At 61.3% G+C, this 21,939-nt stretch carries 22 protein-coding genes; 11 read left to right on the forward strand and 11 right to left on the reverse strand.

The window, feature by feature from the left end; translation table 11 throughout:
- Nucleotides 1-74: 74 nt before the first annotated feature.
- The 4 genes from rhmD to BUS06_RS34685 form a co-directional block, all read right to left on the reverse strand.
- Nucleotides 75-1,253, reverse strand: coding sequence for an L-rhamnonate dehydratase (gene rhmD / locus BUS06_RS34670; protein WP_074268764.1), 1,179 nt, complete (start codon nt 1,251-1,253; stop codon nt 75-77).
- 73 nt (nt 1,254-1,326) lie between these two features.
- Nucleotides 1,327-2,649 (reverse strand): MFS transporter, encoded by a 1,323-nt coding sequence (locus BUS06_RS34675; RefSeq protein WP_074268765.1) that lies wholly within the window; start codon nt 2,647-2,649, stop codon nt 1,327-1,329.
- Between the two features lie 209 nt (nt 2,650-2,858).
- Entirely contained in the window at nt 2,859-3,611 is a 753-nt protein-coding gene (locus tag BUS06_RS34680) for an SDR family NAD(P)-dependent oxidoreductase (protein WP_074268766.1), read from the reverse strand.
- Between the two features lie 146 nt (nt 3,612-3,757).
- Nucleotides 3,758-5,296 carry a sensor domain-containing diguanylate cyclase gene (locus BUS06_RS34685; protein WP_074268767.1) on the reverse strand — a complete coding sequence of 513 codons (1,539 nt, stop codon included), beginning with the start codon at nt 5,294-5,296 and terminating at the stop codon, nt 3,758-3,760.
- 312 nt (nt 5,297-5,608) lie between these two features.
- On the opposite strand from BUS06_RS34685, the gene BUS06_RS34690 reads away from it, so the two are divergent.
- The 3 genes from BUS06_RS34690 (at nt 5,609) to BUS06_RS34700 (ending at nt 7,650) form a co-directional block, all read left to right on the forward strand.
- Nucleotides 5,609-6,157 (forward strand): RNA polymerase sigma factor, encoded by a 549-nt coding sequence (locus tag BUS06_RS34690; RefSeq protein ID WP_074268768.1) that lies wholly within the window; start codon nt 5,609-5,611, stop codon nt 6,155-6,157.
- Complete coding sequence (locus BUS06_RS34695; protein WP_074268769.1) at nt 6,154-7,074, forward strand: anti-sigma factor; 921 nt, start codon at nt 6,154-6,156, stop codon at nt 7,072-7,074. Before BUS06_RS34690 ends, BUS06_RS34695 begins: the two co-directional genes overlap by 4 nt.
- A gap of 138 nt (nt 7,075-7,212) precedes the next feature.
- Nucleotides 7,213-7,650 (forward strand): CHRD domain-containing protein, encoded by a 438-nt coding sequence (locus BUS06_RS34700; protein WP_074268770.1) that lies wholly within the window; start codon nt 7,213-7,215, stop codon nt 7,648-7,650.
- Nucleotides 7,651-7,698: 48 nt separating this feature from the next.
- On the opposite strand, the gene BUS06_RS34705 is transcribed toward BUS06_RS34700, so the two are convergent.
- The 4 genes from BUS06_RS34705 to BUS06_RS34720 form a co-directional block, all read right to left on the reverse strand.
- Nucleotides 7,699-8,094 carry a hypothetical protein gene (locus BUS06_RS34705; protein ID WP_074268771.1) on the reverse strand — a complete coding sequence of 132 codons (396 nt, stop codon included), beginning with the start codon at nt 8,092-8,094 and terminating at the stop codon, nt 7,699-7,701.
- Nucleotides 8,095-8,172: 78 nt separating this feature from the next.
- The gene (locus BUS06_RS34710) at nt 8,173-9,141 is read right to left on the reverse strand and encodes a hypothetical protein (protein WP_074269488.1); all 969 of its coding nucleotides are present in this window, start codon (nt 9,139-9,141) and stop codon (nt 8,173-8,175) included.
- 534 nt (nt 9,142-9,675) lie between these two features.
- Nucleotides 9,676-10,497, reverse strand: a complete 822-nt coding sequence (locus BUS06_RS38010) for a hypothetical protein (RefSeq protein WP_074268772.1) — start codon at nt 10,495-10,497, stop codon at nt 9,676-9,678.
- Nucleotides 10,494-11,342: a DUF2092 domain-containing protein gene (locus tag BUS06_RS34720; protein WP_083611732.1), complete on the reverse strand. Its 849-nt coding sequence runs from the start codon at nt 11,340-11,342 to the stop codon at nt 10,494-10,496. Before BUS06_RS34720 ends, BUS06_RS38010 begins: the two co-directional genes overlap by 4 nt.
- Before the next feature lie 714 nt (nt 11,343-12,056).
- Between BUS06_RS34720 and BUS06_RS34725 the strand changes: the two genes are divergently transcribed.
- Entirely contained in the window at nt 12,057-12,461 is a 405-nt protein-coding gene (locus tag BUS06_RS34725; protein WP_074268773.1) for a helix-turn-helix domain-containing protein, read from the forward strand.
- A gap of 32 nt (nt 12,462-12,493) precedes the next feature.
- On the opposite strand, the gene BUS06_RS34730 is transcribed toward BUS06_RS34725, so the two are convergent.
- Entirely contained in the window at nt 12,494-12,778 is a 285-nt protein-coding gene (locus BUS06_RS34730; RefSeq protein ID WP_074268774.1) for a hypothetical protein, read from the reverse strand.
- A 30-nt stretch (nt 12,779-12,808) separates the two neighbouring features.
- Here BUS06_RS34730 and BUS06_RS37675 point away from each other — a divergent pair, with 30 nt between their 5' ends.
- From BUS06_RS37675 to BUS06_RS34755, 6 genes are all read left to right on the forward strand, one after another.
- A complete protein-coding gene (locus tag BUS06_RS37675; protein ID WP_143787703.1) occupies nt 12,809-13,102 on the forward strand; it encodes a hypothetical protein in 294 nt (97 codons plus the stop codon).
- Nucleotides 13,103-13,321: 219 nt separating this feature from the next.
- Nucleotides 13,322-13,735, forward strand: a complete 414-nt coding sequence (locus BUS06_RS34735) for a hypothetical protein (protein WP_083611733.1) — start codon at nt 13,322-13,324, stop codon at nt 13,733-13,735.
- Between the two features lie 307 nt (nt 13,736-14,042).
- On the forward strand, nt 14,043-14,696 hold the full coding sequence (locus BUS06_RS34740) for an NADPH-dependent FMN reductase (RefSeq protein ID WP_074268776.1): 654 nt from the start codon (nt 14,043-14,045) through the stop codon (nt 14,694-14,696).
- Between the two features lie 367 nt (nt 14,697-15,063).
- Nucleotides 15,064-15,282 (forward strand): transcriptional regulator, encoded by a 219-nt coding sequence (locus BUS06_RS34745; RefSeq protein ID WP_074269490.1) that lies wholly within the window; start codon nt 15,064-15,066, stop codon nt 15,280-15,282.
- Between the two features lie 137 nt (nt 15,283-15,419).
- Nucleotides 15,420-16,874 carry an indoleacetamide hydrolase gene (gene iaaH, locus BUS06_RS34750; protein ID WP_074268777.1) on the forward strand — a complete coding sequence of 485 codons (1,455 nt, stop codon included), beginning with the start codon at nt 15,420-15,422 and terminating at the stop codon, nt 16,872-16,874.
- A gap of 101 nt (nt 16,875-16,975) precedes the next feature.
- Entirely contained in the window at nt 16,976-17,716 is a 741-nt protein-coding gene (locus tag BUS06_RS34755; RefSeq protein ID WP_074268778.1) for a CDP-diacylglycerol diphosphatase, read from the forward strand.
- A gap of 99 nt (nt 17,717-17,815) precedes the next feature.
- Here the strand turns inward: BUS06_RS34755 and BUS06_RS34760 are convergent, their stop codons facing one another.
- The gene (locus BUS06_RS34760; RefSeq protein WP_074268779.1) at nt 17,816-18,310 is read right to left on the reverse strand and encodes a MarR family winged helix-turn-helix transcriptional regulator; all 495 of its coding nucleotides are present in this window, start codon (nt 18,308-18,310) and stop codon (nt 17,816-17,818) included.
- 242 nt (nt 18,311-18,552) lie between these two features.
- Between BUS06_RS34760 and BUS06_RS34765 the strand changes: the two genes are divergently transcribed.
- Nucleotides 18,553-19,641, forward strand: coding sequence for a fatty acid desaturase (locus BUS06_RS34765; protein WP_074268780.1), 1,089 nt, complete (start codon nt 18,553-18,555; stop codon nt 19,639-19,641).
- A 61-nt stretch (nt 19,642-19,702) separates the two neighbouring features.
- Here the strand turns inward: BUS06_RS34765 and BUS06_RS34770 are convergent, their stop codons facing one another.
- Complete coding sequence (locus BUS06_RS34770; protein WP_074268781.1) at nt 19,703-21,907, reverse strand: OsmC domain/YcaO domain-containing protein; 2,205 nt, start codon at nt 21,905-21,907, stop codon at nt 19,703-19,705.
- Between the last annotated feature and the right edge of the window lie 32 nt (nt 21,908-21,939).

Genomic DNA, 21,939 nt, shown 5'->3' on the forward strand with positions numbered 1-21,939 from the left:
ATCGGATTGCATCGTGCGCCTTTCGACGCACGTTTCGACATGCCGTTCAACGTGCCCGGCGCATCTGGCGCATTTCAACGCGGATAAGGCCGCACCAACGCGCATTCCGGATTGAGCCGCACGCCAAAACCCGGGGTGTCCGGCACCTTCATGCGGCCATTCACGGGCACCGGTTCGTCGAGCAGCAGCGGTGTGAACATCGGCACCACCTCATCGGCCTTTGGCGCCATCATCAGAAACTCGGCGAACGGCGAGTTATGACGCGTCACCACGAAGTGATAGCTGTACACCGACGAGCCGTGCGGCACCACCATCACGTTATGCGCATCGGCCAGCGCGGAAATCTTGATCAGCTCGGTGATGCCGCCACACCAGCCGACATCCGGCTGGATCAGATCGCAGCATTCCATCTCGAGCAGCATGCGAAAGCCCCACCGCGTCGCCTCGTGTTCTCCCGTGGAGACCATCATGCCGCGCGGGACGTTGCGGCGCAGTTCGGCGTAACCCCAGTAGTCGTCCGGCGGCAGGCATTCTTCCAGCCATTTCAGACCGTACTCGTGCGCCGCGTGTGCGAGTTTGGTAGCGTACGGGACGTCGAGGCTCATCCAGCAATCGAACATCAGCCAGAAGTCGTCGCCGACTTTCGAGCGCATATCGGCGAGTTTCGCGAGATTCTTCTTGAGTCCTTCCGCGCCTTCGGCCGGGCCGTGTTGCAGCGGCAGCTTGCCGCCGATAAAGCCCATTTCCTTGGCGAGATCGGGCCGTGCGCCGGTTGCGTAGAACACCAGTTCGTCGCGCACCGGACCGCCCAACAACTGATACACCGGCTCTTTGCGAACTTTGGCGAGCAGATCCCACAAGGCCAGATCGACGCCCGAAATCGTATTCAGCACCACACCCTTGCGACCGTAGTAGAGCGTGGAGAAATACATCTGATCCCACATTTTCTCGATGTCGGTGACAAGCTGGCCTTCGAGGAAACGCGCCAGGTGCTTCTCGACGATAAACGCGCCGATCTCGCCACCTGTTGTCACAGCAAAGCCGACGGTGCCGTCGCTCGCTTCGATCTCGACCACCAGCGTGCCCAGCACATTGATGCCGAACGACTGACGGCTCTGGCGATACTCGGGGTAACGCGCCATAGGCGTCGAGATGTGATCGTCGATCCAGTGGCCGTCGGGCTGGTCGTGATAATCCGCGCCGCCGCCACGGACGATAAAGGCACGCACGTGCTTGATAGTAGGCATGGCCATAAGAGAGGCTCCGTTTGTAGTGCAGTAAAGCGCGGCCGTCGATGCCTGGCGGGCGCGGTGTCTCGGTGATGCGTCAGTGATGCGTCAATGGGGTAAGCGGTTGGGGCGTCGGCGCGCTATACCGGCGAAACAGCGTGGCGATCAGCAAGGCAGCCAGCAGACTCGCCGCGCCGAGCACCAGCAAGCCCGCTGAGGTCGAAGCGAAGTTGTGTTCCGCAGCGGTGCGCAGCGACGGCGCGATAAAACCGCCCAGGCCGCCAAGCGAGTTGATCAGGGCAATGCCGCCTGCTGCCGCTGCGCCGGTCAGATAGCGCGTGGGGAAGGTCCAGAACAGCGGCTGCGCGGCGATAAAGCCACTGGCGGCGCAACACAGCGAAAGCAGCGCAAACAAGGGGCTATGCGTCAATCCCGATGCACCGATGCCAAGCCCGGCAAGCACCAGCAACGCAACGGCCCAGGCGCGATGTCCGCCGCTGCGGTCAGCGCGGCGCGGCACGAGCCACGTCACGACTAGCGCACACAGCCACGGCAGCGCCGCGACCAGGCCGACACGCAAACCCACCGTCGTGCCCAAAAGCGCGGCCACCTGTTGCGGCAGATAGAAGATCACGCCGTAGACGCTCATCTGGATCAGCAGATAGATCGCCGAGAGCCCCAGCACGCGGCGGTCGAGCAGCGCAGCGAGGAGATTGCGAGGCCCATGCGCGGCGGCATCGCGAGCGTTTTCGTCGAGTGCGGCGCGTAAGGCGATACGTTGCGCCCTATCGAGCCAGCGCGCGTCTTCGGGTTGATTGTCGAGATACCAGAACGCCCATACGCCGACAGCCGCGGCCATCACGCCTTCGATCAGAAACAGCCATTGCCAGCCCGCCAGACCCGCGGTGCCATGCAGTTCGAGCAGCAGGCCCGAGAGCGGACTGCCGAAGATAAACGCGAGTGGCGCGCCGAAATAGAACACGCCCACGGCACGCGCCCGCGACGATTGCGGGAACCAGTGCGTAAGGTAATAGATGACGCCCGGGAAGAAACCAGCCTCCGCGACGCCAAGCAGAAAACGAATCGTGTAGAACGCGGTGGGCGTGTGTGCAAGACACATCGACGCCGACACCAGGCCCCATGTCACCATGATGCGGCACATCCACAGACGTGCGCCCACCCGATGCAGCAGAATATTGCTTGGCACTTCGAACAATGCATAGCCGATAAAGAACACCCCGGCGCCAAACGCAAACGCAGCGTTCGACAAACCGGTATCGTGCTGCAGCGCTTTTTGCGCGAAGCCGATATTGGCGCGATCGAGGAAAGCCAGTACGTACATCAGCAAAAGAAACGGCAACAAACGCCGCATGACCTTGCTGTTAATCGCCTCGAGGGATGCGGGCGAATTCGGATTCATGTTGTCTCCTGCTCCTGATCCGCTCGTGGGACGTGGCGGCTTGACTGTCGTACGCCCCAGCGACCGGTGTCACTACCCCGTCTACGCGGGCTAGGCTGGCCGGCAGCGTGCTGACGGCTTCGCCCTCATGGCGCGCTGCGATGCGCGTCCAGGCTGCCACATACGTTGATGAGCACGCAGCACTCGCGTGCTCAACGTCTGACTGAACATCAGTAAGTCGCGCGCCCACCCGACAAATCGAACACCGCACCGGTGCTGAACGCGCAGTCTTCCGACGACAGCCACAGGATCAGCGAGGCCGCCTCTTCGGGCAGCAGGAAGCGGTTCATGGGGATCTTCGAGAGCATGTAGTCGATATGCTGCTGCGACATCGAATCGAAGATTTCGGTCTTGGCTGCCGCCGGCGTGACGGCGTTGACCAGAATGTTTTTGGTGGCGAGTTCTTTGCCGAGAGATTTGGTGAGGCCGATCAGGCCGGCCTTCGAGGCGCTGTAGTGCGACGCGTTCGGGTTGCCATCCTTGCCGGCTACCGAGGAGATATTGACGATGCGGCCGTAGCCCTGCTTGAGCATCTGCGGTACCACAGCGCGGCAGGTCAGATACGGGCCGATCAGGTTCACGTCGATCACGCGGCGCCAGACATCGGGCTCCAGCTCCCACGTGGTGCCGTTACCGCCGGTGATGCCCGCGCAGTTGATCAGCACGTCGATCGTGCCGTGGGCGGCAAGCGTTTCGCTGACCGCCTTATTCACCGAAGCCTCGTCGGTCAGTTCGACGATCGCCGTCGAGACTTTGCCGAGTTCGGCCAGTTCGCCGCGGCTGCGCTCGAGACGCGCCGCGTCGACGTCCCACAGCGCCACCGAGGCGCCCGAGTTCAGCGCGCGCTGCGCCACTGCATAGCCAATTCCACGCGCCCCGCCAGTAATGACGACGGTACGCCCCTCCAGATCGATTCGGTTCATCGCTTGTCTCGCTCCTATGACACCCAGTCGTACCCGGGTCACAGTGTGGTTGTGTTGGTGTCAGCCAATATACGGCGTGGCCGATACCGGAACAATTCGAGTATTGGAAGATGCGATAACAAAAGTGGATCGCGAGAGCGCGAACGTCAAGCCGCCGCACTCACCCGATTCCGCCCCGCCGACTTCGCCGCATACAACTGCGCATCGGCGGCAGCCATCAACCCGGAAGCACTCGCCCCCTGAGCCGGCACACAAGTGGCGCAGCCCACACTCACCGTTACGCTGCCGTGGCCGCTCTGCCCATAGAACAGGCTCATGCCCTGGACCCTTTTGCGGATCTTCTCCGCGACGCTCGTCGCCCCTGCCGCCGGGGTATCCGGCAGCACCACGGCAAACTCTTCGCCGCCATAGCGTGCCACCAGATCCACCGGACGCCGCACCGCCGACGCGATGCATTCGGCCACCGCGGTCAGCACTTCGTCGCCCGCGGCGTGGCCGTAGGTATCGTTAAACTGCTTGAAGTGATCGATGTCGACAAACAGCACCGACATCGGACTGCCATGACGCCGCGCGCGCAACCACTCTTCGTCGAGCCGGCGGTCGAGTACGCGACGGTTGCTCAGGCCGGTCAGCGGGTCCGTCGCCGCGAGCCGGATCAGTTCTGCCTGCGCCGCGACCTTGTCCTGAAGGGTAAATGCAAGCAACCACGACAGCACCACGAACACCGCGCCCAGCGCGAGCGTGAGGCCGCCGGCAATCAGGCTGCGCCGCCGCCATTCGGCAAGCACATCGTCGAGCGACGGCGCCACCACAGCGATCAACGGCGTGTTGTGCACACGCGCATAGGTAAACATGCGCCGTACGCCGTCGACGGCCGAACTCGCGATATACGACCCCTCCGCGTGCGCCGCCATGATCGTGAAAGTGGGAGACTTGGCGATGCTGGTGCCGATATCGCTTTCGGCAAACGGCTTGCGGGCCAGCAAGGTTCCATCGTCGAGGACGATAAACACAGACCCGGACGTGCCCGTGTTGATCCTGTCGAGCAGGTGCTGAAAATATTCGAGCCGGATAGCCAGCATCGCAACGCCCGCGAAGCTGCCGTCGGGTGCGTTGATACGCCGGGTCAGCCCGATCGACGGATTGCCGCCGCGCCATCGGGAACGATACGGATGCGATACGAACAGGCCCAGCGACGGATTGCGCTGCTGAGCGACAAAATAGTCGCGGTCGCTAAGCGGCACCACTGGATTGCGGTCGCCATTCTGGGAAGCGCGCGGGAGGCCGTCTATGCCCAATACATAGGCGCCACCGAGGTAGGCGGCGGTAGTCGCGCGATCGAACAGCACAGCTTGCCGCAGCGCCGGCGACAGGCGCCAGGTGGCCGGGTCCTGCGCGTTGTCGACCATCGACTGCAACGACAGATCGTAGATCTCGACATTGCGCGCAAGGTCGCTGGAAATCAGCGATACGAGGTTCTCCGAGGTTTCGTGGGCATGGCGCAGCGCGTCGGCCCGGCCATCGTAGAGTGTCAGAAAGGTCAGGCTCGCCATAGCAGTCGCCACCACCGTCCCGGCGAAACCCGCGAGAAACGGGTGGCCGCCCACGCTCTGCGCGACCAGCGCTCCGTAAGTGCGGAATGCTTTGCGCCAGCGTCGACGCAGGGAAAGCTTTCGATGCCTCACTCGTCCCCCTTCGTCGTGAGTAGAGCGCGCGTCCGCGGCTCGCGGCTGGCCCGCCGCGCCTTCCCGGCAGACGGTCGCCCTGCCGGGCGCCTGCCGTACCTCGTCTGCGTTACAGCGCACTACTTCGACCGCAGTAGTTCGACCGCAGTAGTTCAACTTTAACCGCTTCGTGTCGCCACGGGAAATCCGCATGTCCCCGGTTCGGACCCGCCTTGCCCGCCCGGCGAGGCCAATGTGAGCGAAGAACACCAGTTGTCGTTAAAATCCAGCCATCCGTCCAAAGACACCGAACACCTAGCAAGGAACCTGTCGATGACCGGCTCAGACTTACCCAGCCAGCTACCGGAGTTGCTGCCGCGCCTGTGGTCGTTCGCGTTACGCATTTCAGGCGACCGGCACGATGCCGAAGACCTGGTGCAGCGCGCCTGCCTGCGCGGGCTCGAACGCGCCCACCAGTTACAGCCCGGCACCTCCACCCTCAGCTGGATGTTCGCCATCGTGCACTCCACCTGGATCGACGAGTTGCGCGCCCGCAGCCGGCGCAACCGCTCCAGCACGGAGTGGGACGACGACATGCTTGAAACCGTCGCCGATCCGGCGGCGCGCACGCCGGAGGAAAACGCGATCAATAACCAGATTGTCAATGCGGTCGGACAGTTGCCGGAAGCGCAGCGCGTCGTCATGCTGCTGGTCGCCGTCGAAGGGCTTAGTTATAGTGAAGCGGCGGAGGTGCTCGAGGTCCCGATCGGCACCGTCATGAGCCGCTTGTCGCGCGCGCGCCAGACCATCGGCACGCTGTTCGGGGTTCGGGACAATCAAAAAACAAAAGTCACAGTTGCGAGTAAGGACCCGGTCTCATGAAAATGGACTCTGTTTTGTTGATGGCATATGTGGACGGCGAGCTGTCTGCAGAAGAATGCCAGGAGATCGAAAAGGAGATCGCTGTGTCGCCTGATACCGCCGAACTCGTCGCGCAATTACGCGCGTCGCAGTTGCCGTATGCGCAAGCGTTCGCCCAGCAAAAGCTGCCGCCGGTGCCGGACAGCCTGACCGAAGCCGTTGCCGCGATGGCGCGCGCCCATGCACAACGCACCGCCACGCCGGGCGCCAACGACGCCGCCGTCACGCGCGACGCCTTTACGGCACCTTCGGCGCCCATCCGCTCGCGCCTGCGTATCGCGCCGCAGTGGCTCGCGGTCGCCTTTGTTGCGGGGGTAGTCTGCTACGGCATTGGAACGCGCTTCCTGCCGGGTTTTGGCGCGACCCCGAACAGCAGTCCCACTGCGACGCTCGCGGCAGCCAATCCCGAAGAGCCAGGCTGGGTCGCCGCTGCAGCGGGATATCAGCAGCTCTATTCGCGCGAGACCGTGGCACAGGTGCCGGTCAATGCCGAACTCACGGCGCAAACCGTCGACGAAATCCAGCATCAGGACGGTCTGAACGTACGGATTCCGGATCTGAGTCAGGCGGGCCTGACCTTCAAGCGCGTGCAACGGTTGCGCTTTAAAGACAAACCCCTGGTGCAGATCGTCTATCTGCCGCAGCAGGGCGCGCCCATCGCGCTATGCGTCATGAAGGAAGGCAAGCCTGACACCACGATCGCAGAACGACGCGTTGAGAGCATGAACGTCGTGACCTGGCGGCACGCCGATCTCAGCTACGCGCTGATCGGCAAGCCCGAAGGGACCGACCTGCCTGCACTGGCCAAACGTATCTCCGATAACGACGTGCAGACGCTGTTCGGCGATGCGGGCATCTCGATGCTGGCGGCTAACTGAACCCGGCAAAAAAATATCGTTGCGGCAGGGAATAAGCCGGAAACAGCGAGCGTTCAATGGAGTAACCGGTGACGCACCGCATGGCCGCAAGGCCACGCGGCGTCGGAGGTTACATCCTGTCCATTTCAAGAGACGTCCATGAAAATGAATCGAACGCTTACCGCACTGGTGTTGTCTCTGAGTCTCGCCGCACCTGCGCTCGCCGTTGCCGACACGCTCAACCTGCAAGCCCACCTGCTCGCCTCCTCCGAAGTGCCGCCCAAAACCAGCGACGGACACGGCGAATTGACGGCAACCTACGACACCGCGTCGAAGGTGTTGCATTACAAGGTCACCTACGCGGACCTCACCGGGCCCGCCAGCATGGCGCATTTCCACGGCCCGGCACCGGTCGGCAAGAACGCGCCGGTGGCGGTTCCGATCCCGATGGACAAACTGGCCAGTCCGATTGATGGCGACGCCACGCTGAGCGCTGCGCAGGAAAGCGATCTGCTGGCCGGCAACTGGTACTTCAACGTCCATACCGCGAAGAACCCCGGCGGCGAGATTCGCGGTCAGGTCGAACAGGTGAAGTAAAGCATTTGCCGCCTGGCGGCCTGAGCGCTGTATCGCTTTGCGGGACACCTAAGGCTTCGTCTGGCTGCTGTTGTCGGGCGCCTTCGTAACCCGCTTGCCGATTCTGTGCAGCGTTGCGCAAACGAGGTGCACCCGCGATTCGTAGTCCTGCGGGTCACCCACTTTAAGCGACTGGTATTGGAGCAAGGTGGGGGTGGCCCGCTGCCATCCGTAGTCCCATTGCGTGTCGAAGCTGGGCGGCGAGGAAAGCGAGCGCTTCAGATTCGCCTTGTAGGTCGCGATTTGCGCGGCCGTGAAGCCGCACAGATCACGTCCAAGGTGCGCGCCGCGGCCGGCCGACTGGATGCGGTCAGCGACGGCCTCGTCATCCGCGTAAGCGCTCGTCGTAACCAGGCTACCCACAGCCAGGCACAACGCGACGATGACGGAACCTGTATGGGCCATGGAGTACCTCCTTCAGCAATACGCCTGCGCAACCTGCGCCGCCCTCGTTGCCGGTTCGGCTTGCGTTTCAACCGGCCGTCAGAACCGATAGCCCGCACCAGCAAATATCACATCAGAATCGCGGTTGTAACGGGTCACCACCCGGTTCCATTCAAGCCGCGCATCCCAGCTTCTGGTGAAACGATAGGAACCTGCAATGGTGACGAGACCGGAGAATTTGCCGGCTCCTGGTCCCGGTGATTCGCTGTTCTCGTTTTCGTTGATCGCGTAGTACGCGCCGGCTCCCACGCCGAGCGTCACCTTGTCGTTAAAGAACGCACGGGTTGCCCAGAGCTGACTCGTAATGCCATCCCGGCGCGCCAGTTTGCTGCTGCCTTCATGCAGATAGCCGAGCGTCACATCGAGATATCTGGCAAGACCTCGCCGGTACTCGATGGCGCCGCCCAGCGCAGACGGCGAGCTCGTCGAGTTGACGATAGTCTTGCCCAGATACACAGCCACCTCGTTATTGGTCACGTTAGTGCTGCTGCCGGCTGCCCAGTCTCGCGGACCTGGCGTATCCGGTGCGTCGAGCTGATAGCCTACGCCGAACATAACGCTGGTCGCATCCGGACCACGCTGTACATGCACGCGATTGAGCTGCAGCTGCGTAATCCAGCGACTCGATGCGTAATATGCTGCACGCACGCTATAGACCACGCCCCAGCCGTGGGTGTCGGAATAGCTGCCGCCCTGATCGGCGGTGGTCGTGTCGAAATAGCGATACGGGCCGATACCCGCCTGCAGAACGAACTTAGGATTGCCGACGGGAATGCGGCCCCAGAGCTGAACCATCTGGCCGTCACGATGATGGTCGGGAATATGGCCTTCGTTCAGCCAGCTAAAGCTGGCTGCAAAGTATTGTCCGAGACCTTCCTGGTAATTGAAGGCCCATGTGTAGGTATTGGTGCTGCCGGCGCGGGAACCTCCACCGAACAGTGAGAACTCCTGTGCATCGGCCGCCGGAGCACCGAGCAATCCACTCGTGACGAGCGCGACGCCTAGCACCGCATTGCGGACTGGGCGTGCCGCGGAACGCGCAGCGGCAGCGGCCTCGAGCGCCTCTTGCGCGTCCGCGGGCAATTCCTCTTTGGCGGCTCGGGCATGCCGGTAGACCTCTTCGCGCGCTTCACGGGCAAAGCGCTGTTTTTCCACGAGTTTGAGTTTGCGGGTGCGGTCTGCGCCGAGCACCGTGTAATAACGCTCGGCGTGCAGACGCTTGAAGCGGGCGTAGAAGTCCGGGCCCGGCAAACCCGAGTCAGTGCAGAGGAGCGATGCGTAATCGGCAAGCTGCAAATCGCAGATGGATGCAGCCGTGCGCTCCAGGGCGGCATAGCGCCTGTTTAACGCGTAATCCGCGGGGAAAATAGCATGGAACGCGCCGTACGGAACCAGTTTCCTGTGCCGCGCTGCCCGCAAAAGCAACTGTGCGATCCTCGCCTCGAAGTCGATTGGCATCTACAGTCCCTATAAAGACAGCGAGCGTGAGCAGGCACCGCTGCAGCGCGCGGCCTGGACCTGGCCGGCGCGCGGGTTCAGCGTTTATCGGGGCGGCGTGACCACCACGTATTTCACCGTCGGGCCCACGTATTGCGGCTGATACCAGTTCGGCCCGCACTGCTGATACAACACACCGCCGACCATCACGCTATTGCAGCTCGGCGGTAAAGCCGCGACGGTCGTTCCGACTACGACTGCCGTCGTCACGCCCACTGCCACGCCGACCGCCACCGGGTCGACGTACCAGCCGTCGTCGTGATGATGGTGATCGTAGTCATCGTCGTGATGATCGTGGTCGTCGTCGTGGTGTCCGTCGTCGTGGTGTCCGTCGTCGTGGTGACCATCGTCGTGGTGATCGCTGCCGCCGTTGTGGTCGCTGCCGCCGTTGTGGTCGCTGCCGCCGTTGTGATCGCTACCACCATTGTGGTCGCTACCGCCGTTGTGGTCGCTGCCACCGTTGTGATCGCTACCGCCGCCGTTGTGGTCACTGCCACCGCCGTTGTGGCTGCTGCCACCGCCGCCGCTGTGTTCGCTGCTGCCAACGCCGTGCGAGTTCTGGCCGCCCCCTCCGCCGTTGCTGCCGCCACCGCCTCCGTGCGCAGATTGACCGCCGCCACCATGAGACGGACCACCGCCCTGCGCCCCGCCGAAATTACCGCCACCGTGAAAGCCTCCCCCACCTCCTCCACCACCGCCCTGAAATCCGCCACCGCCACCGCCAGCACCTCCATGGAAACCACCGCCACCGCCGCCATGAATGCTGGTCCGCGCGCCACCACGAAAACCAAAGGCAAACGTCGAGGTTGAGGTTGCCGAAAACATCACGGCGAGCGCAATACCGGTCAATCGCGTCAGTGGTTTCATTGCGCGTCTCCCTGTTGGTCGTCGCCCGTCGTGGTCGGTGGCCGCATCGGAATCTCCCTCGCGCCAGGGCCCGGATGGAACGTGAAGGTGCCCGCTTCGAAGGTGGGGTTCAACGTCCACTGATAGTTGACCGCATGCTGCGGCCGCGATGGCTGGGTCGTATCCGTCACGACAAACCGGCACGGCAATGGCCGCGCGCCGGTCTGGATCCAGAGCTCCCAGTCGAGGCCCGGCTGTTGATAGGCATAGTGGTTGCACCATTTGCCGTCGACCTTGTCGAGGCCGATAAAGAGCGCGCTCGTCAGCGACTTTTCGTCGTCCGACTGCTCGCCCCAGTAGAACAGGTCGACGAGCGGAAGCTGGACGCCGTACTTGTCGTCGGCGTCGGCAATGAGTTCGCGAATGGTAGGCGGCGCCGGCACCCGGCTGTAGTAGTGATGGGTGTCGTTGAACAGCACGAACGTGTGACCGTCGTAGATCAGGCCCTTCGGCGCGCGGCTCCCTGTGACCACGACCCTGACCTTGTCCGGACGCTGCACCGACATCTCCGTGCGATGCAGGAAGCCGACGTTTTGGCCCGTTGTCAGCACGGCGTCCGTCACGCTATCGGCCTCGATACGGAAGCTCTTCAGGGTGCGCAAGTAGTTGCCGAGCTTGTTCAGCGCATCGACGGCCTGCTGCTGCATCTCGGGTTGCGCCTGGGCCGGCGCGTTGCTCCCAGACGCGGGAGCCTGGGCGAGCACCACGGGGGCACCGACCAGCGCCGCCAGCGCGGAGCCCATCAGGACCATGCGCCGCACCCGCAAGGCAGGCTCGCCGCCATCACGCGAAATAAACAGGTTCACTATGCTCTCCTAACTCATTGAAACGTTGCACTGACCCGGCATTCCGGCAGACAAACCGCTATACGGCGCTCCACCCGCGCCTGCGCTTAAGCGCGAATTGCCATTTCCGACTCCGCAGTCGCTCAGGAGTCAAGCGATGGCCAAACGGATAAATCTGTTTATATCGAATTCCAAAACAATTGATGTTTTCTGTCAGAGAATGACGGTGAAACCGAAATTCGCGATGGGAAGAATAGATAAAACCGCGATATCTCATGTTCTTCCATCAGTCGCGCATTAAAATAAGAGAATGCGGTGATGAAGCGCCGCACAACGTTTCTCAACGAGACGTGGCAGACAGACGGTGAGCCCGGTGTGGATTGAGTTTCTGCGACATTCTGCAGACCATGTAAAAGTGTTACTGGATGCTAGCAAACGTCTTGCCGAACATCAAGCACCATTAAGGTGATATCGAAATCAGAAATAATCAGTAGGATTGTTTCAATCCTACTGAACCGCCAATTCCCCACACACCTCTTCATAGGAAAAATGGAAAAATCACGACCGCAATTATTTTTATCCCTTTCCAACACATTCAATAAAAAATCATTTATTAGTAATGCTATCCGCCCCTGCGCGGCCGTTTTCTGGGTTCAATGACAACGGCTGGGCATGGTTTTCCAGATGGAACGCTCGCATTGCCTATGCGCCCGGACTTTGACGGACGGTCAATCTATGCCATCCCGAACCGAAGAGCTTCCCACTGTCGTCCGGCGCATGAGCGCGGGCCAGATGCTGATGGCGGGTTCTTCGGTCAGCGCAGTGGCCGATGCCCTTCATCTGTCTACCGCCACCGTCAAACGCTATAAGGCCATGCTGGAGAGCGGCGGCCTCGACGCGTTGAAGAAGATGAGCGTCGGTGGCCGCTCGTCCGCGCTCGACGCCGCGGCGCTCGAGTGGGTCGCCGCCGCACTGCGCGGCTCCGCACGCGAGCACGGTTTCCCGAGCGATGCATGGACCAACGTACGCTTGCGCGAGCTGATCGCCGCGCGCTTCGGGGTGCAGTACTCGCGGGTCTACGCCTGGCAGATCGCGACCAATCTGGGACTCGGCCACCGGCTGTCGAAATCGAGCCGTTGACCGAACCCGTTATCCTCCTCTGCTCGCGCTCCTCACAACCGCCAGATGTCCTTCAACCGGCCAAATTCCGCGGGCCGGGTAAAGGAACGGTACAACTCGCCCACCGTGCCGATTGCGTGGGCCGGCTTGAGCGTCGCGCCGGGTAGCGCCTGGGTGATCCAGTCGTAGGCATTCATATCGCGCTGTTCGGCATGCATAGCGTCGGTCAGTGCGATTAGCGCCTTGTCGGCCGAATGGCTTCCAAGGTCCATGAAGCAACTCTCGAACGGGTGTTTCGCAGCAATCGTGGGGCGTACATCGGTAGTTCGGATGCTCACATCGGTCTCCTACGAGGGTTGTCCCTTCCCATGTACCAGATCGATGTGACAACGGATCGAATCTCTACAGGAATTCGCCCTGATTTTATGGGCGGGTTGCCGGCGCGCCACAGGTTTAAGGCCATTCGAGCCAGCGCGGCGGAGCGCCGTATTCTGGAGTTCCATAAAAATGCATGCCGCATGCGAAACCGTCCTTATTATTCGAGCGATTATGTCAGCACGTTGACACAGCACACCTGCCTCACCCTATCGGACGGCCCGGAAGCACAGGCCGCAAGCGATTCGAATATTTTCGACCCGGAATGCATGATTCCAAATAGTTAAATCGAACTGATGATTACCCGTCATTCCAGCAAGGACTCGGGATCTCCTCACGATTATTTTCCAGCTGACTTTTAAAAATCAAAAAATTAAATCAATATGAGAGCGAGCGCATATAAAATCGCGACTCAAAATCCAGCAAGTCTGTGAGTTTTACCCAAGATGAATAAAAGAAAACATCCGGCCCTGCGAGGTTCCAGAGGGAAATCGGCAGCGAAAGCCATGCTGCTGCCGCTTACAGTCCAATCGATCAGAGAACGGTCGTTACGCAGCCATCTCGCACTGGAAGCGTTGCGTGCCGGCTCGGGAAACGGCCATCTGCTGAGCGAACTGATTCATGTCCTGTATGTGGCCTGGTATCTGCAGGAAGCAGGTTTCGGCACGGCTGACGCCACGCTCTATACGCACGCGGAGCAGGCGCTCGAGCGCAGTGCGGCGCGGGCCACCGGGGCAGATGTCTGGCACCTGGAAGACGCCGAAGCACATGCGCTGGAACGGTTGCTGGCGCTGCACGACCAGCAGTTGCAGGAGACCCCCGTCAAGGTGATACAGGACGTGCACAAACGTCTCGCCCGCTTTGCGCAAAGCGACCGGATTGCACCGTGGCAAAAAAATGGCCCCGTCATCTCGCGATAGCGGGGCCGAGACCCATGTCAAGGAGTTAGTCATGGAGGAGACGGGCCAATCATAGCGGCGCCCCAGCCCACAGCCAACGAAGCGTTTTCGCTTTGCTTATCCATGCCCGCTTCAGGTGCATTTCACGGCGGCCCTGCGTCGATAACCCTCCCGGCGTATATCGTTAGAACGAAAAGTCGCTTCGTGCTGCTAGTATCGATCACTAAGATGGCGGTTTAAGTCCCGCGGGCCAAGTCCCGTTTGCCCGGCGAGTTTGCGCGCAGCCCTGCGCCGCGCCCCCGGCAGCCGCTACCGAAGGAGCATTTCGTTGACCAGTTTCGATCACCAACGCCGGCCGCTCGTCATCGGCATCGGCGGCACCACGCGTGCGGCATCGTCGACCGAGCGTGCCCTCGGTTTTGCACTGCGCGGCGCCGAAGCAGCCGGTGCACGCACCCGCCTGTTCGGCGGCACGTTCCTACATAGCCTGCCGCACTACGCCCCTGAAGATCCGCAACGCACCGACGCCCAGCTCGAGCTGATCGAAGCCGTGCGCGAAGCCGACGCGCTGATCATCGCCACCCCCGGCTACCACGGCGGCGTCTCCGGTCTCGTGAAGAATGCGCTCGATACGCTCGAAGAACTGCGTGGCGACGAGCGTCCTTACCTCGACGGCCGTGCGGTGGGCTGCGTGGTCACGGCCTATGGCTGGCAGGCCGCCGGTTCGGTACTGACGTCGCTGCGCTCGATCGTGCACGCCTTGCGCGGCTGGCCCACGCCGTTCGGCGCCGGCATCAATACGCTCGAGACACGCTTCGAAACCGTCGATACCTGCTCCGACCCGAAAGTGGTCGACCAGCTTGCTACAGTCGGCCAGCAGGCCGCACAGTTTGCCCTCGCGTTCAGCACGCAGCACACGTCGGTGCCTCGCGGCGCGGCGCCCGAAGGCCGCACGGCCAAGGTGTTCACGCTCGCCAGCTAACTGGCAGGCGAAGGTACGCGGCGCCCCGGTGCCACGCAGCCCGTCAAACGGCGCCGCTACCTGCATCGGCATACGAAGCCAAAGCCGCAGCACGCCTGAATCAACCCTAAAAAGCACCCCTACGCTGCGTGTGCCAAGTAACAGACAGGCAGCGCGACGCACCGGATAGTGGTCTCGACGCATCCGGGGTCGCCTCATCCGAAATTGCGAAGACAGTTCCAGGTCGAGCGTAATTTGCTTGCGACGAATGATTGGTTCACTGGCGAGGCCACCGCGCCTACGCTTGTTCCTGCCCGCCGACCCTCCGGTCGACACTATGCGTCTGGCTTCCCTTGCAACGCACATGGGCAGAATCATCGCCAAAATCATGAATCGACAAGCTATCCAATACAAAGGTTACGAGGTCGCTCCGGTCGCGCAACAGTTGCCCAACGGGCTGTTCGCCGCGAATCTGACCATCGGCAAAACCACTGCAGATCCGAGCCGGGCGCATTCGTTCGATGCGCTCGATTATTTCTTCGACGAAGAACACGCGGTGGCCTACGCGTATCGTTGGGGACGTATGTGGATCGACAATCATCAATGACCAATACGTGACACGCACCAGTGGGAGCTGGTGTACCAGTTGGGTTTGACCTGAACAGAACGGCTTGCGCCGGTCTGCTCGATGACGCGCCTGGAATGGCTGTGACAGAATAGGCGTCATTCGAGGAGATCTCACGCATGACATGGACCGTCGACGAACAGTTGGCCCTAACGGCAACGCAAGCGGTGACTGCGATCCAGACCGGCCGGCTGAAAGCCACGGACTATGTCGCCACACTACTCGCTCGCGCTGCGGCGCTTTCGACCCTCAACGCCCTCACTGCGCTCAACATGGAGGGCGCACTCGATGCGGCCAGGCGGATCGACGCCATGACACCTGAAGCGCGCTCGGCATTGCCGCTTGCGGGTCTGCCAATCGTTGTCAAAGACAACATCAATACGGAAGGGCTTGTCACTTCGGCCGGCACGCCCGCGCTGGAGAACTTCGTGCCGCGCGCGAACGCGCCCACCGTGCAGCGCCTGCTCGACGCGGGCGCAATCGTGCTCGGCAAGGCCAACATGCACGAACTGGCGTGCGGCATCACCAGTACGAACTTCGCGCCGCATGCCGGTCACGTTCGCAACCCTTACGATCCGGGCCTGATTCCGGGCGGCTCCTCGGGCGGCACCGCCGCTGCCATTGCGGCGCGCATCGTACCAGCCGGACTCGGCACCGATACGAGCGGGTCCGTCCGCATTCCTGCAGCGCTAACCGGTACTGCGGGCCTTCGTCCATCGGTAGGCGACGGAGGCGCAGAGCGCCGCTATCACGATCCGGACGCCGTGGTGCCGATCTGCCATACACGCGACACCGTCGGGCCTATGGCGCGCGACGTCGCCGACATTGCGCTGCTGGACGGCATCGTGACCGGCGCCGGGCCGTTGCCTGAGGTTGCGCTGAGCGGTCTGCGCATCGGCTTGCCGGCGCCGCTATGGGACGGCCTGGAGTACGCCCTGGAAGACGTCGTGCGGGACGCGCTGACGCGGCTCGAGGCGGCAGGTGTGACGCTGGTGCCGGTCGAGATGGACGAGTTGTTGCCACTGAGCAGCAAGGTCAGCTCGGCGGTGGCGATTCACGAAGCTCATCTGGATGTGCCGGCATGGCTCGTCGCCAACGATGCGCCGGTCAAAACGCTGGCCGAGCTGGCGGCACGCATTGCCAGTCCGGATGTACGCGACATCTACGATGCGGTGCTTGCCGACCCGCTCGCCCATGAGTATCAGGATGCCCTGACCATGTGGCGGCCGCAGCTTCAGCAACTGTATGCCCAGACCTTCGCCACGCAACAGCTCGATGCGCTGTTGTTCCCAACCACCCGCCTCGCCGCGGTGCCGATCGATGACCTCGCAGGTTCGTCGGCCGTGTCGATCAACGGCGGAGTACCCATCGACGAAATGGACGCTTATCTGCGCAATGTTCAGCCTGCCAGCAACGCAGGCATTCCGGGCCTGTCGCTGGCTGCAGGCTTGACCGCTGAAGGTCTGCCGGTCGGTCTCGCACTGGACGGACCACTTGGAAGCGACCGGCGGCTGCTGGCTATCGGCGTAGCGTTCGAGCAGTTGCTCGGCGCGCTACCGGCGCCGACCCTTTGATGCGCGCGCGGAAAGTTTCAGCGGCCGCTGACGGCCGCTTGCGCGAGTCAGCTCGTGTGGTAAGGACCGGAAGCAGATTCAGCGGCCGCGCACGTCTCGTGATGGCCAAGGCAGCCGCTCTGGTGGCTGTCGCCGTCGTAGCGAGCAGTTGCGCCGAGCTTGCTGCGGCCGATCCCGACGCGCTATGGAAAATCGTCGGCGGACAATGCGTGCCCGAAGCGCGCGCCAGCGGTCATCCCGGCCAATGCACGAGCGTGGATCTGGCCGACCACTACGCGATTCTGAAAGACATCAGCGGACGCAGCCAGCATCTGCTGATTCCGACTGAGCGTGTCACCGGCATCGAAAGCCCGAGCATCGTGGCGCCCGATGCGCCGGACTACTGGGCCGACGGCTGGAGTTCACGCAATACCGTGGAAGCATCGCTCAAGAAGCCGCTCGCCGCCGATCAGTTCGGACTGGAAATCAATTCGGAGTTCCGCCGATCGCAACAGCAATTGCATATTCATATGGATTGCATGCGGACGGATATCATCGACGCGTTGGCGCCTTACCGCCGCGATCAACCTGGCCAGTGGCACTGGGAGACGATAGACGGCGTTCGCTACCGGATCATGCGCGTCACCAGTCTGTCGCAGGACAACGACCCGTTCCGCATCGTTGCGCGTGATCACCCGGACTCGCAGTCGATGGCGACGCAGACGATCCTCGTCACCGGCGCGGGGCCTTCCGCCGATCAGGACGGCTGGCTCGTGCTCAATAGCGGACTGGATGTGGACAACGGCACGGGCACGGCAGAGGGGTTACTCGATCACGAGTGCCATCTGGCCGACGCACATTAGCGCGCAGTCGGCTGCTGCGCGGTTCGCTGCCGCGAGGCTGACGGCCACCTGGTCAGTCACGCGCCAGCCGCGCTAATGAGCCGCGCTTGTCAGCCACGTTCATTCGGCCTCGCCGGAACCGCCCTCAACAGCAACGCTCACCAGCCAGCGGCGAATCACACTCTCCTCATCGGCGCTGAAGCCCGCGAGAATCTGCTGCTCGATCGCTTTCACGCGTGAGCGGCATTGCTTGAGCAGCGCCTTGCCGGCCTCGGTGACATCGATATGCTGAATGCGGCCGTGAACCGCATGAGGCCGCCGGGCGATCGCGCCACTGCGCAGCAGGTTCGCGACGATCACGCTGACGGTTTGTGGCGTGAGCATGGCAAGGCGGGCGACGTCCGCATTTGACAGCCCGGGGTACGCCACCAGCATCGTCAGCACCGTGAACTGCGGCGGCGTCACGCCGAGGTCAGCGAGCGCCCGCTCCATGCGTAACCGATGGGCGCCCCCCGCCTGACGCAGCAGGTAGCCGATATACCCCTCCTCACCGCGCTTGCCCTCGCCAATGCGGGGTATGTCAGGTCGATCGTGTGTGGTGGCCGGTTTGTGCATGGGTATCAGAGGTTTGGAAGGTATCAGAACTCGAATATTTTAACGTTCGTGCTCTGATATTAACCGGTAACGCCGCGCGCTGATAGCGGGCCCCGACAACCACCCTACCGCCCTAAGCGCTTTTTTGCAGATGCTTTGCGCAACAAATTGGTTCGTCACCGGCGCAGGTCCCCGTACGATCGGCTTTAACGCGTCTGCTGACGCTCCCTGCATCCCGATCCGGTCCGACCCGTACTCTGCCGATGGCGATTTACCTCGACGACAAGCAACGCGAAGCCCTGACGCGCATGAGCGCGAGTTGGACATGGCGCACAGAATGGCCGACCTGGGTGTTGATCGTCACGATTTACGGGGGATGGTTCAGCGTCGCGACGCACGCGCGCAGCCTGGGACTGCCGCTCACCACCGGTCTGCTGGCGCTGCTGAGCGCCTGGTACATGTCGCTGCAGCATGAACTGCTACACGGCCACCCTACCCGCTCGCGCCTCGTCAATGGCCTTCTCGGTTTCGCTCCGCTCGCTGTGTGGTTCCCGTATGGCATCTACCGCAATTCGCATCTGCGCCATCACGACGACGTGCATTTGACGCGGCCCGAGCACGACCCGGAAAGCTACTTCGTCACCGGCGAAACGTGGCGACGTGCAGGCACCGCGACACGCGCGCTGCTAATGTTACGCAATACTTTTGTTGGGCGCCTGCTGGTAGGGCCGGCCTTCGCGATTGCTGCGACGACCATCGACGCGATGCGCAAGGTCGGTCGTGGCGACTGGCGCGAGGTTCCGTTGTGGCTTGCGCATGGCGCGTCACTCGGTGGCCTTGCGTGGTGGCTGCACACAGCCTGCGGAATACCTGTGTGGCTGTTTATGCTCGGCATCGGCTACGGCGCGCTGTCGTTGAGTTCGATCCGCTCGTTCTACGAGCATCGTGCAGCCGAGGCTGTCGAGCACCGTACCGTGCTCAACGAAGCTGCGTGGTTCTGGCGTCTGCTGTTTCTGAATAACAACTATCATGCTGTACATCATGATCTTCCGCATGTGCCATGGTTTGCACTACGGAATGTCTATGCAACCTGCCGCCAGCAATACATGGAGCGTTCAGGAGGTTTTCTGGTGCAGGGTTATAGCGAATGGCTAAGGCTTTTTGCATTCGCTCCGGTTGTGCATCCGGTGCATGACGGTCTGCCCGATCTCATTCAAAGGAATCAACCTGCTTCCGCCAGTTTTGCGGGTAAATTGCGGGCTAAATTCATGGCCGTTGTCCCCCGAGGAGAACTCCGTGAAGCTAACCCACCCGCTACTGCTGAACGCCAACGCGCAAGACAAGTCCTATAAGATCCGCGCCCGCGACTCCATGTATGAACAGCATGATCGCATCCAGCCATGACCCGCGCCCCTAACTGGTTGTGGCCGCCACATTGGCCCGTGCCTTATGCAATTTTTTGTAGCTGTCGATCAGGCGGTGGTGCCTATCGAGACCCTCCAGTTTCATACTCGTTGGCGTTAATCCGAAGAAGCGCACGCTGCCGTCCACTGCTCCCATTACCGCGTCCATCCGGGCGTTGCCAAACATCCGGCGGAAGTTGACCACGTAGTCGTCCAGTTCGAGGTCGTCATCGAGCAGCACCTCCAGCACTACATTCAACGCCTGGTAAAACAATCCGCGCTCGACCGTGTTGTCGTTGTACTGCAGGAAAGCGCCCACCAGTTCCTGCGCCGCCTCAAATTGCTGCAAGGCGAGATGAATCTGCAGCTTCAACTCGAGAACTGTTAGCTGCCCCCAGTCCGTATTCTCGTCAAATTCGATGCCGATCAAAGTAGCAATATCGGAGTGCTCGTCCAGCTCACTGTTCTCCAACCGATCGAGCAGTGCCGCCAGGGCGGCATCGTCCAGTCGATGCAAATTCAAAATATCGTCGCGGAACAACAGCGCCTTGTTTGTGTTATCCCAGATCAAATCTTCTACCGGGTAAACTTCCGAATAACCGGGCACCAGAATCCGGCAGGCGACGGCACCCAGCTCGTCATACACCGCCATGTAAGATTCTTTGCCCATGTCTTCGAGAATGCCGAACAAGGTTTTTGCTTCGTCGGCGTTGGAGTTTCCGCCCTGGCCAGAAAAATCCCACTCGACAAACTCGAAATCCGCTTTGGCGCTGAAAAAGCGCCACGACACTATGCCGCTGGAATCAATGAAGTGCTCGACGAAGTTATTTGGTTCGGTCACGGCGTTACTGACGAAGGTGGGCTGAGGTAGATCGTTCAGGCCTTCAAAGCTACGCCCCTGCAGCAATTCCGTCAGACTCCGTTCAAGCGCCACCTCGAAGCTTGGGTGCGCGCCGAACGAAGCAAAGACACCGCCTGTGCGCGGGTTCATCAAGGTGACGCACATTACCGGATAGGTCCCACCCAGCGACGCATCCTTGACCAGCACCGGAAAGCCCTGCTCTTCCAATCCCTGAATCCCCGCCAGAATGCGAGGGTATTTCGCCAGCACTTCGCTCGGCACATCAGGCAAGGCGATTTCACCTTCCAGAATTTCGCGCTTCACCGCCCGTTCGAAAATTTCGGACAAACATTGCACCTGCGCTTCGGCCAGCGTATTACCGGCACTCATGCCATTGCTGACATACAGGTTTTCAATCAGGTTGGACGGAAAGTACACCACTTCGCCGTCCGACTGCCGCACAAACGGCAGCGAACAGATACCGCGCTGCACGTTGCCGGAGTTGGTGTCGATCAGATGCGAGCCACGCAACTCGCCATCGGGGTTGTAAATCTCCAGGCAGTACGCATCCAGAATCTCAGCCGGCAGCGCGTCCTTACGGCCGGGCTTGAACCAGCGCTCATTCGGGTAATGGACAAACTCCGCATTGGCGATGTCTTCGCCCCAAAACGCACCACCATAGAAATGGTTGCAATTCAGGCGCTCGATAAACTCTCCCAACGCCGACGCCAACGCGCTTTCCTTGGTCGATCCTTTGCCATTGGTAAAACACATCGGCGAGTGTGCATCGCGGATATGCAGCGACCACACATTGGGAATGATATTGCGCCACGAAGCGATTTCAATCTTCATGCCCAAGTCCGCCAAAATACCCGACATATTGGCGATGGTTTGCTCCAACGGCAGGTCTTTGCCTGGAATATTGGTGCGAGCCTCGGAATCGGGATTTAGCGTCAGCAACGCCTGAGCATCGGCATCCAGATTCTCCACCTCTTCAATCACAAACTCGGGTCCGGCTTGCACCACTTTTTTGACGGTGCAACGGTCGATGGAACGCAAAATGCCCTGGCGATCTTTGTCCGAGATGTCCGCCGGCAACTCAACCTGAATCTTGAAAATCTGTTGGTACCGGTTTTCCGGATCAACAATATTATTCTGCGACAGACGGATATTTTCGGTAGGAATATTGCGGGTTACGCAGTACAACTTCACGAAGTAAGCTGCGCACAAGGCCGATGAGGCCAGAAAATAATCGAAGGGTCCAGGCGCCGAGCCGTCGCCCTTATAACGGATAGGCTGGTCTGCCACTACCGTGAAGTCATCGAACCTGGCTTCGAGACGTAGCTTATCGAGAAAGTTGACTTTAATTTCCACGGCGAAATTCCAAAAATGGTACTCAAGACAAA

This window comes from Paraburkholderia phenazinium (assembly GCF_900141745.1).
Lineage (GTDB): Bacteria > Pseudomonadota > Gammaproteobacteria > Burkholderiales > Burkholderiaceae > Paraburkholderia > Paraburkholderia phenazinium_B.

Bases quoted from the DNA above. Each gene is read 5' to 3' on its own strand.
- rhmD (WP_074268764.1), bottom strand. From the start codon at position 1,253: ATGGCCATGCCTACTATCAAGCACGTGCGTGCCTTTATCGTCCGTGGC.
- BUS06_RS34675 (WP_074268765.1), bottom strand. From the start codon at position 2,649: ATGAATCCGAATTCGCCCGCATCCCTCGAGGCGATTAACAGCAAGGTC.
- BUS06_RS34680 (WP_074268766.1), bottom strand. From the start codon at position 3,611: ATGAACCGAATCGATCTGGAGGGGCGTACCGTCGTCATTACTGGCGGG.
- BUS06_RS34690 (WP_074268768.1), top strand. From the start codon at position 5,609: ATGACCGGCTCAGACTTACCCAGCCAGCTACCGGAGTTGCTGCCGCGC.
- BUS06_RS34695 (WP_074268769.1), top strand. From the start codon at position 6,154: ATGAAAATGGACTCTGTTTTGTTGATGGCATATGTGGACGGCGAGCTG.
- BUS06_RS34700 (WP_074268770.1), top strand. From the start codon at position 7,213: ATGAAAATGAATCGAACGCTTACCGCACTGGTGTTGTCTCTGAGTCTC.
- BUS06_RS34705 (WP_074268771.1), bottom strand. From the start codon at position 8,094: ATGGCCCATACAGGTTCCGTCATCGTCGCGTTGTGCCTGGCTGTGGGT.
- BUS06_RS38010 (WP_074268772.1), bottom strand. From the start codon at position 10,497: ATGAAACCACTGACGCGATTGACCGGTATTGCGCTCGCCGTGATGTTT.
- BUS06_RS34725 (WP_074268773.1), top strand. From the start codon at position 12,057: ATGCCATCCCGAACCGAAGAGCTTCCCACTGTCGTCCGGCGCATGAGC.
- BUS06_RS37675 (WP_143787703.1), top strand. From the start codon at position 12,809: ATGTACCAGATCGATGTGACAACGGATCGAATCTCTACAGGAATTCGC.
- BUS06_RS34735 (WP_083611733.1), top strand. From the start codon at position 13,322: ATGCTGCTGCCGCTTACAGTCCAATCGATCAGAGAACGGTCGTTACGC.
- BUS06_RS34745 (WP_074269490.1), top strand. From the start codon at position 15,064: ATGAATCGACAAGCTATCCAATACAAAGGTTACGAGGTCGCTCCGGTC.
- iaaH (WP_074268777.1), top strand. From the start codon at position 15,420: ATGACATGGACCGTCGACGAACAGTTGGCCCTAACGGCAACGCAAGCG.
- BUS06_RS34755 (WP_074268778.1), top strand. From the start codon at position 16,976: ATGGCCAAGGCAGCCGCTCTGGTGGCTGTCGCCGTCGTAGCGAGCAGT.
- BUS06_RS34760 (WP_074268779.1), bottom strand. From the start codon at position 18,310: ATGCACAAACCGGCCACCACACACGATCGACCTGACATACCCCGCATT.
- BUS06_RS34765 (WP_074268780.1), top strand. From the start codon at position 18,553: ATGGCGATTTACCTCGACGACAAGCAACGCGAAGCCCTGACGCGCATG.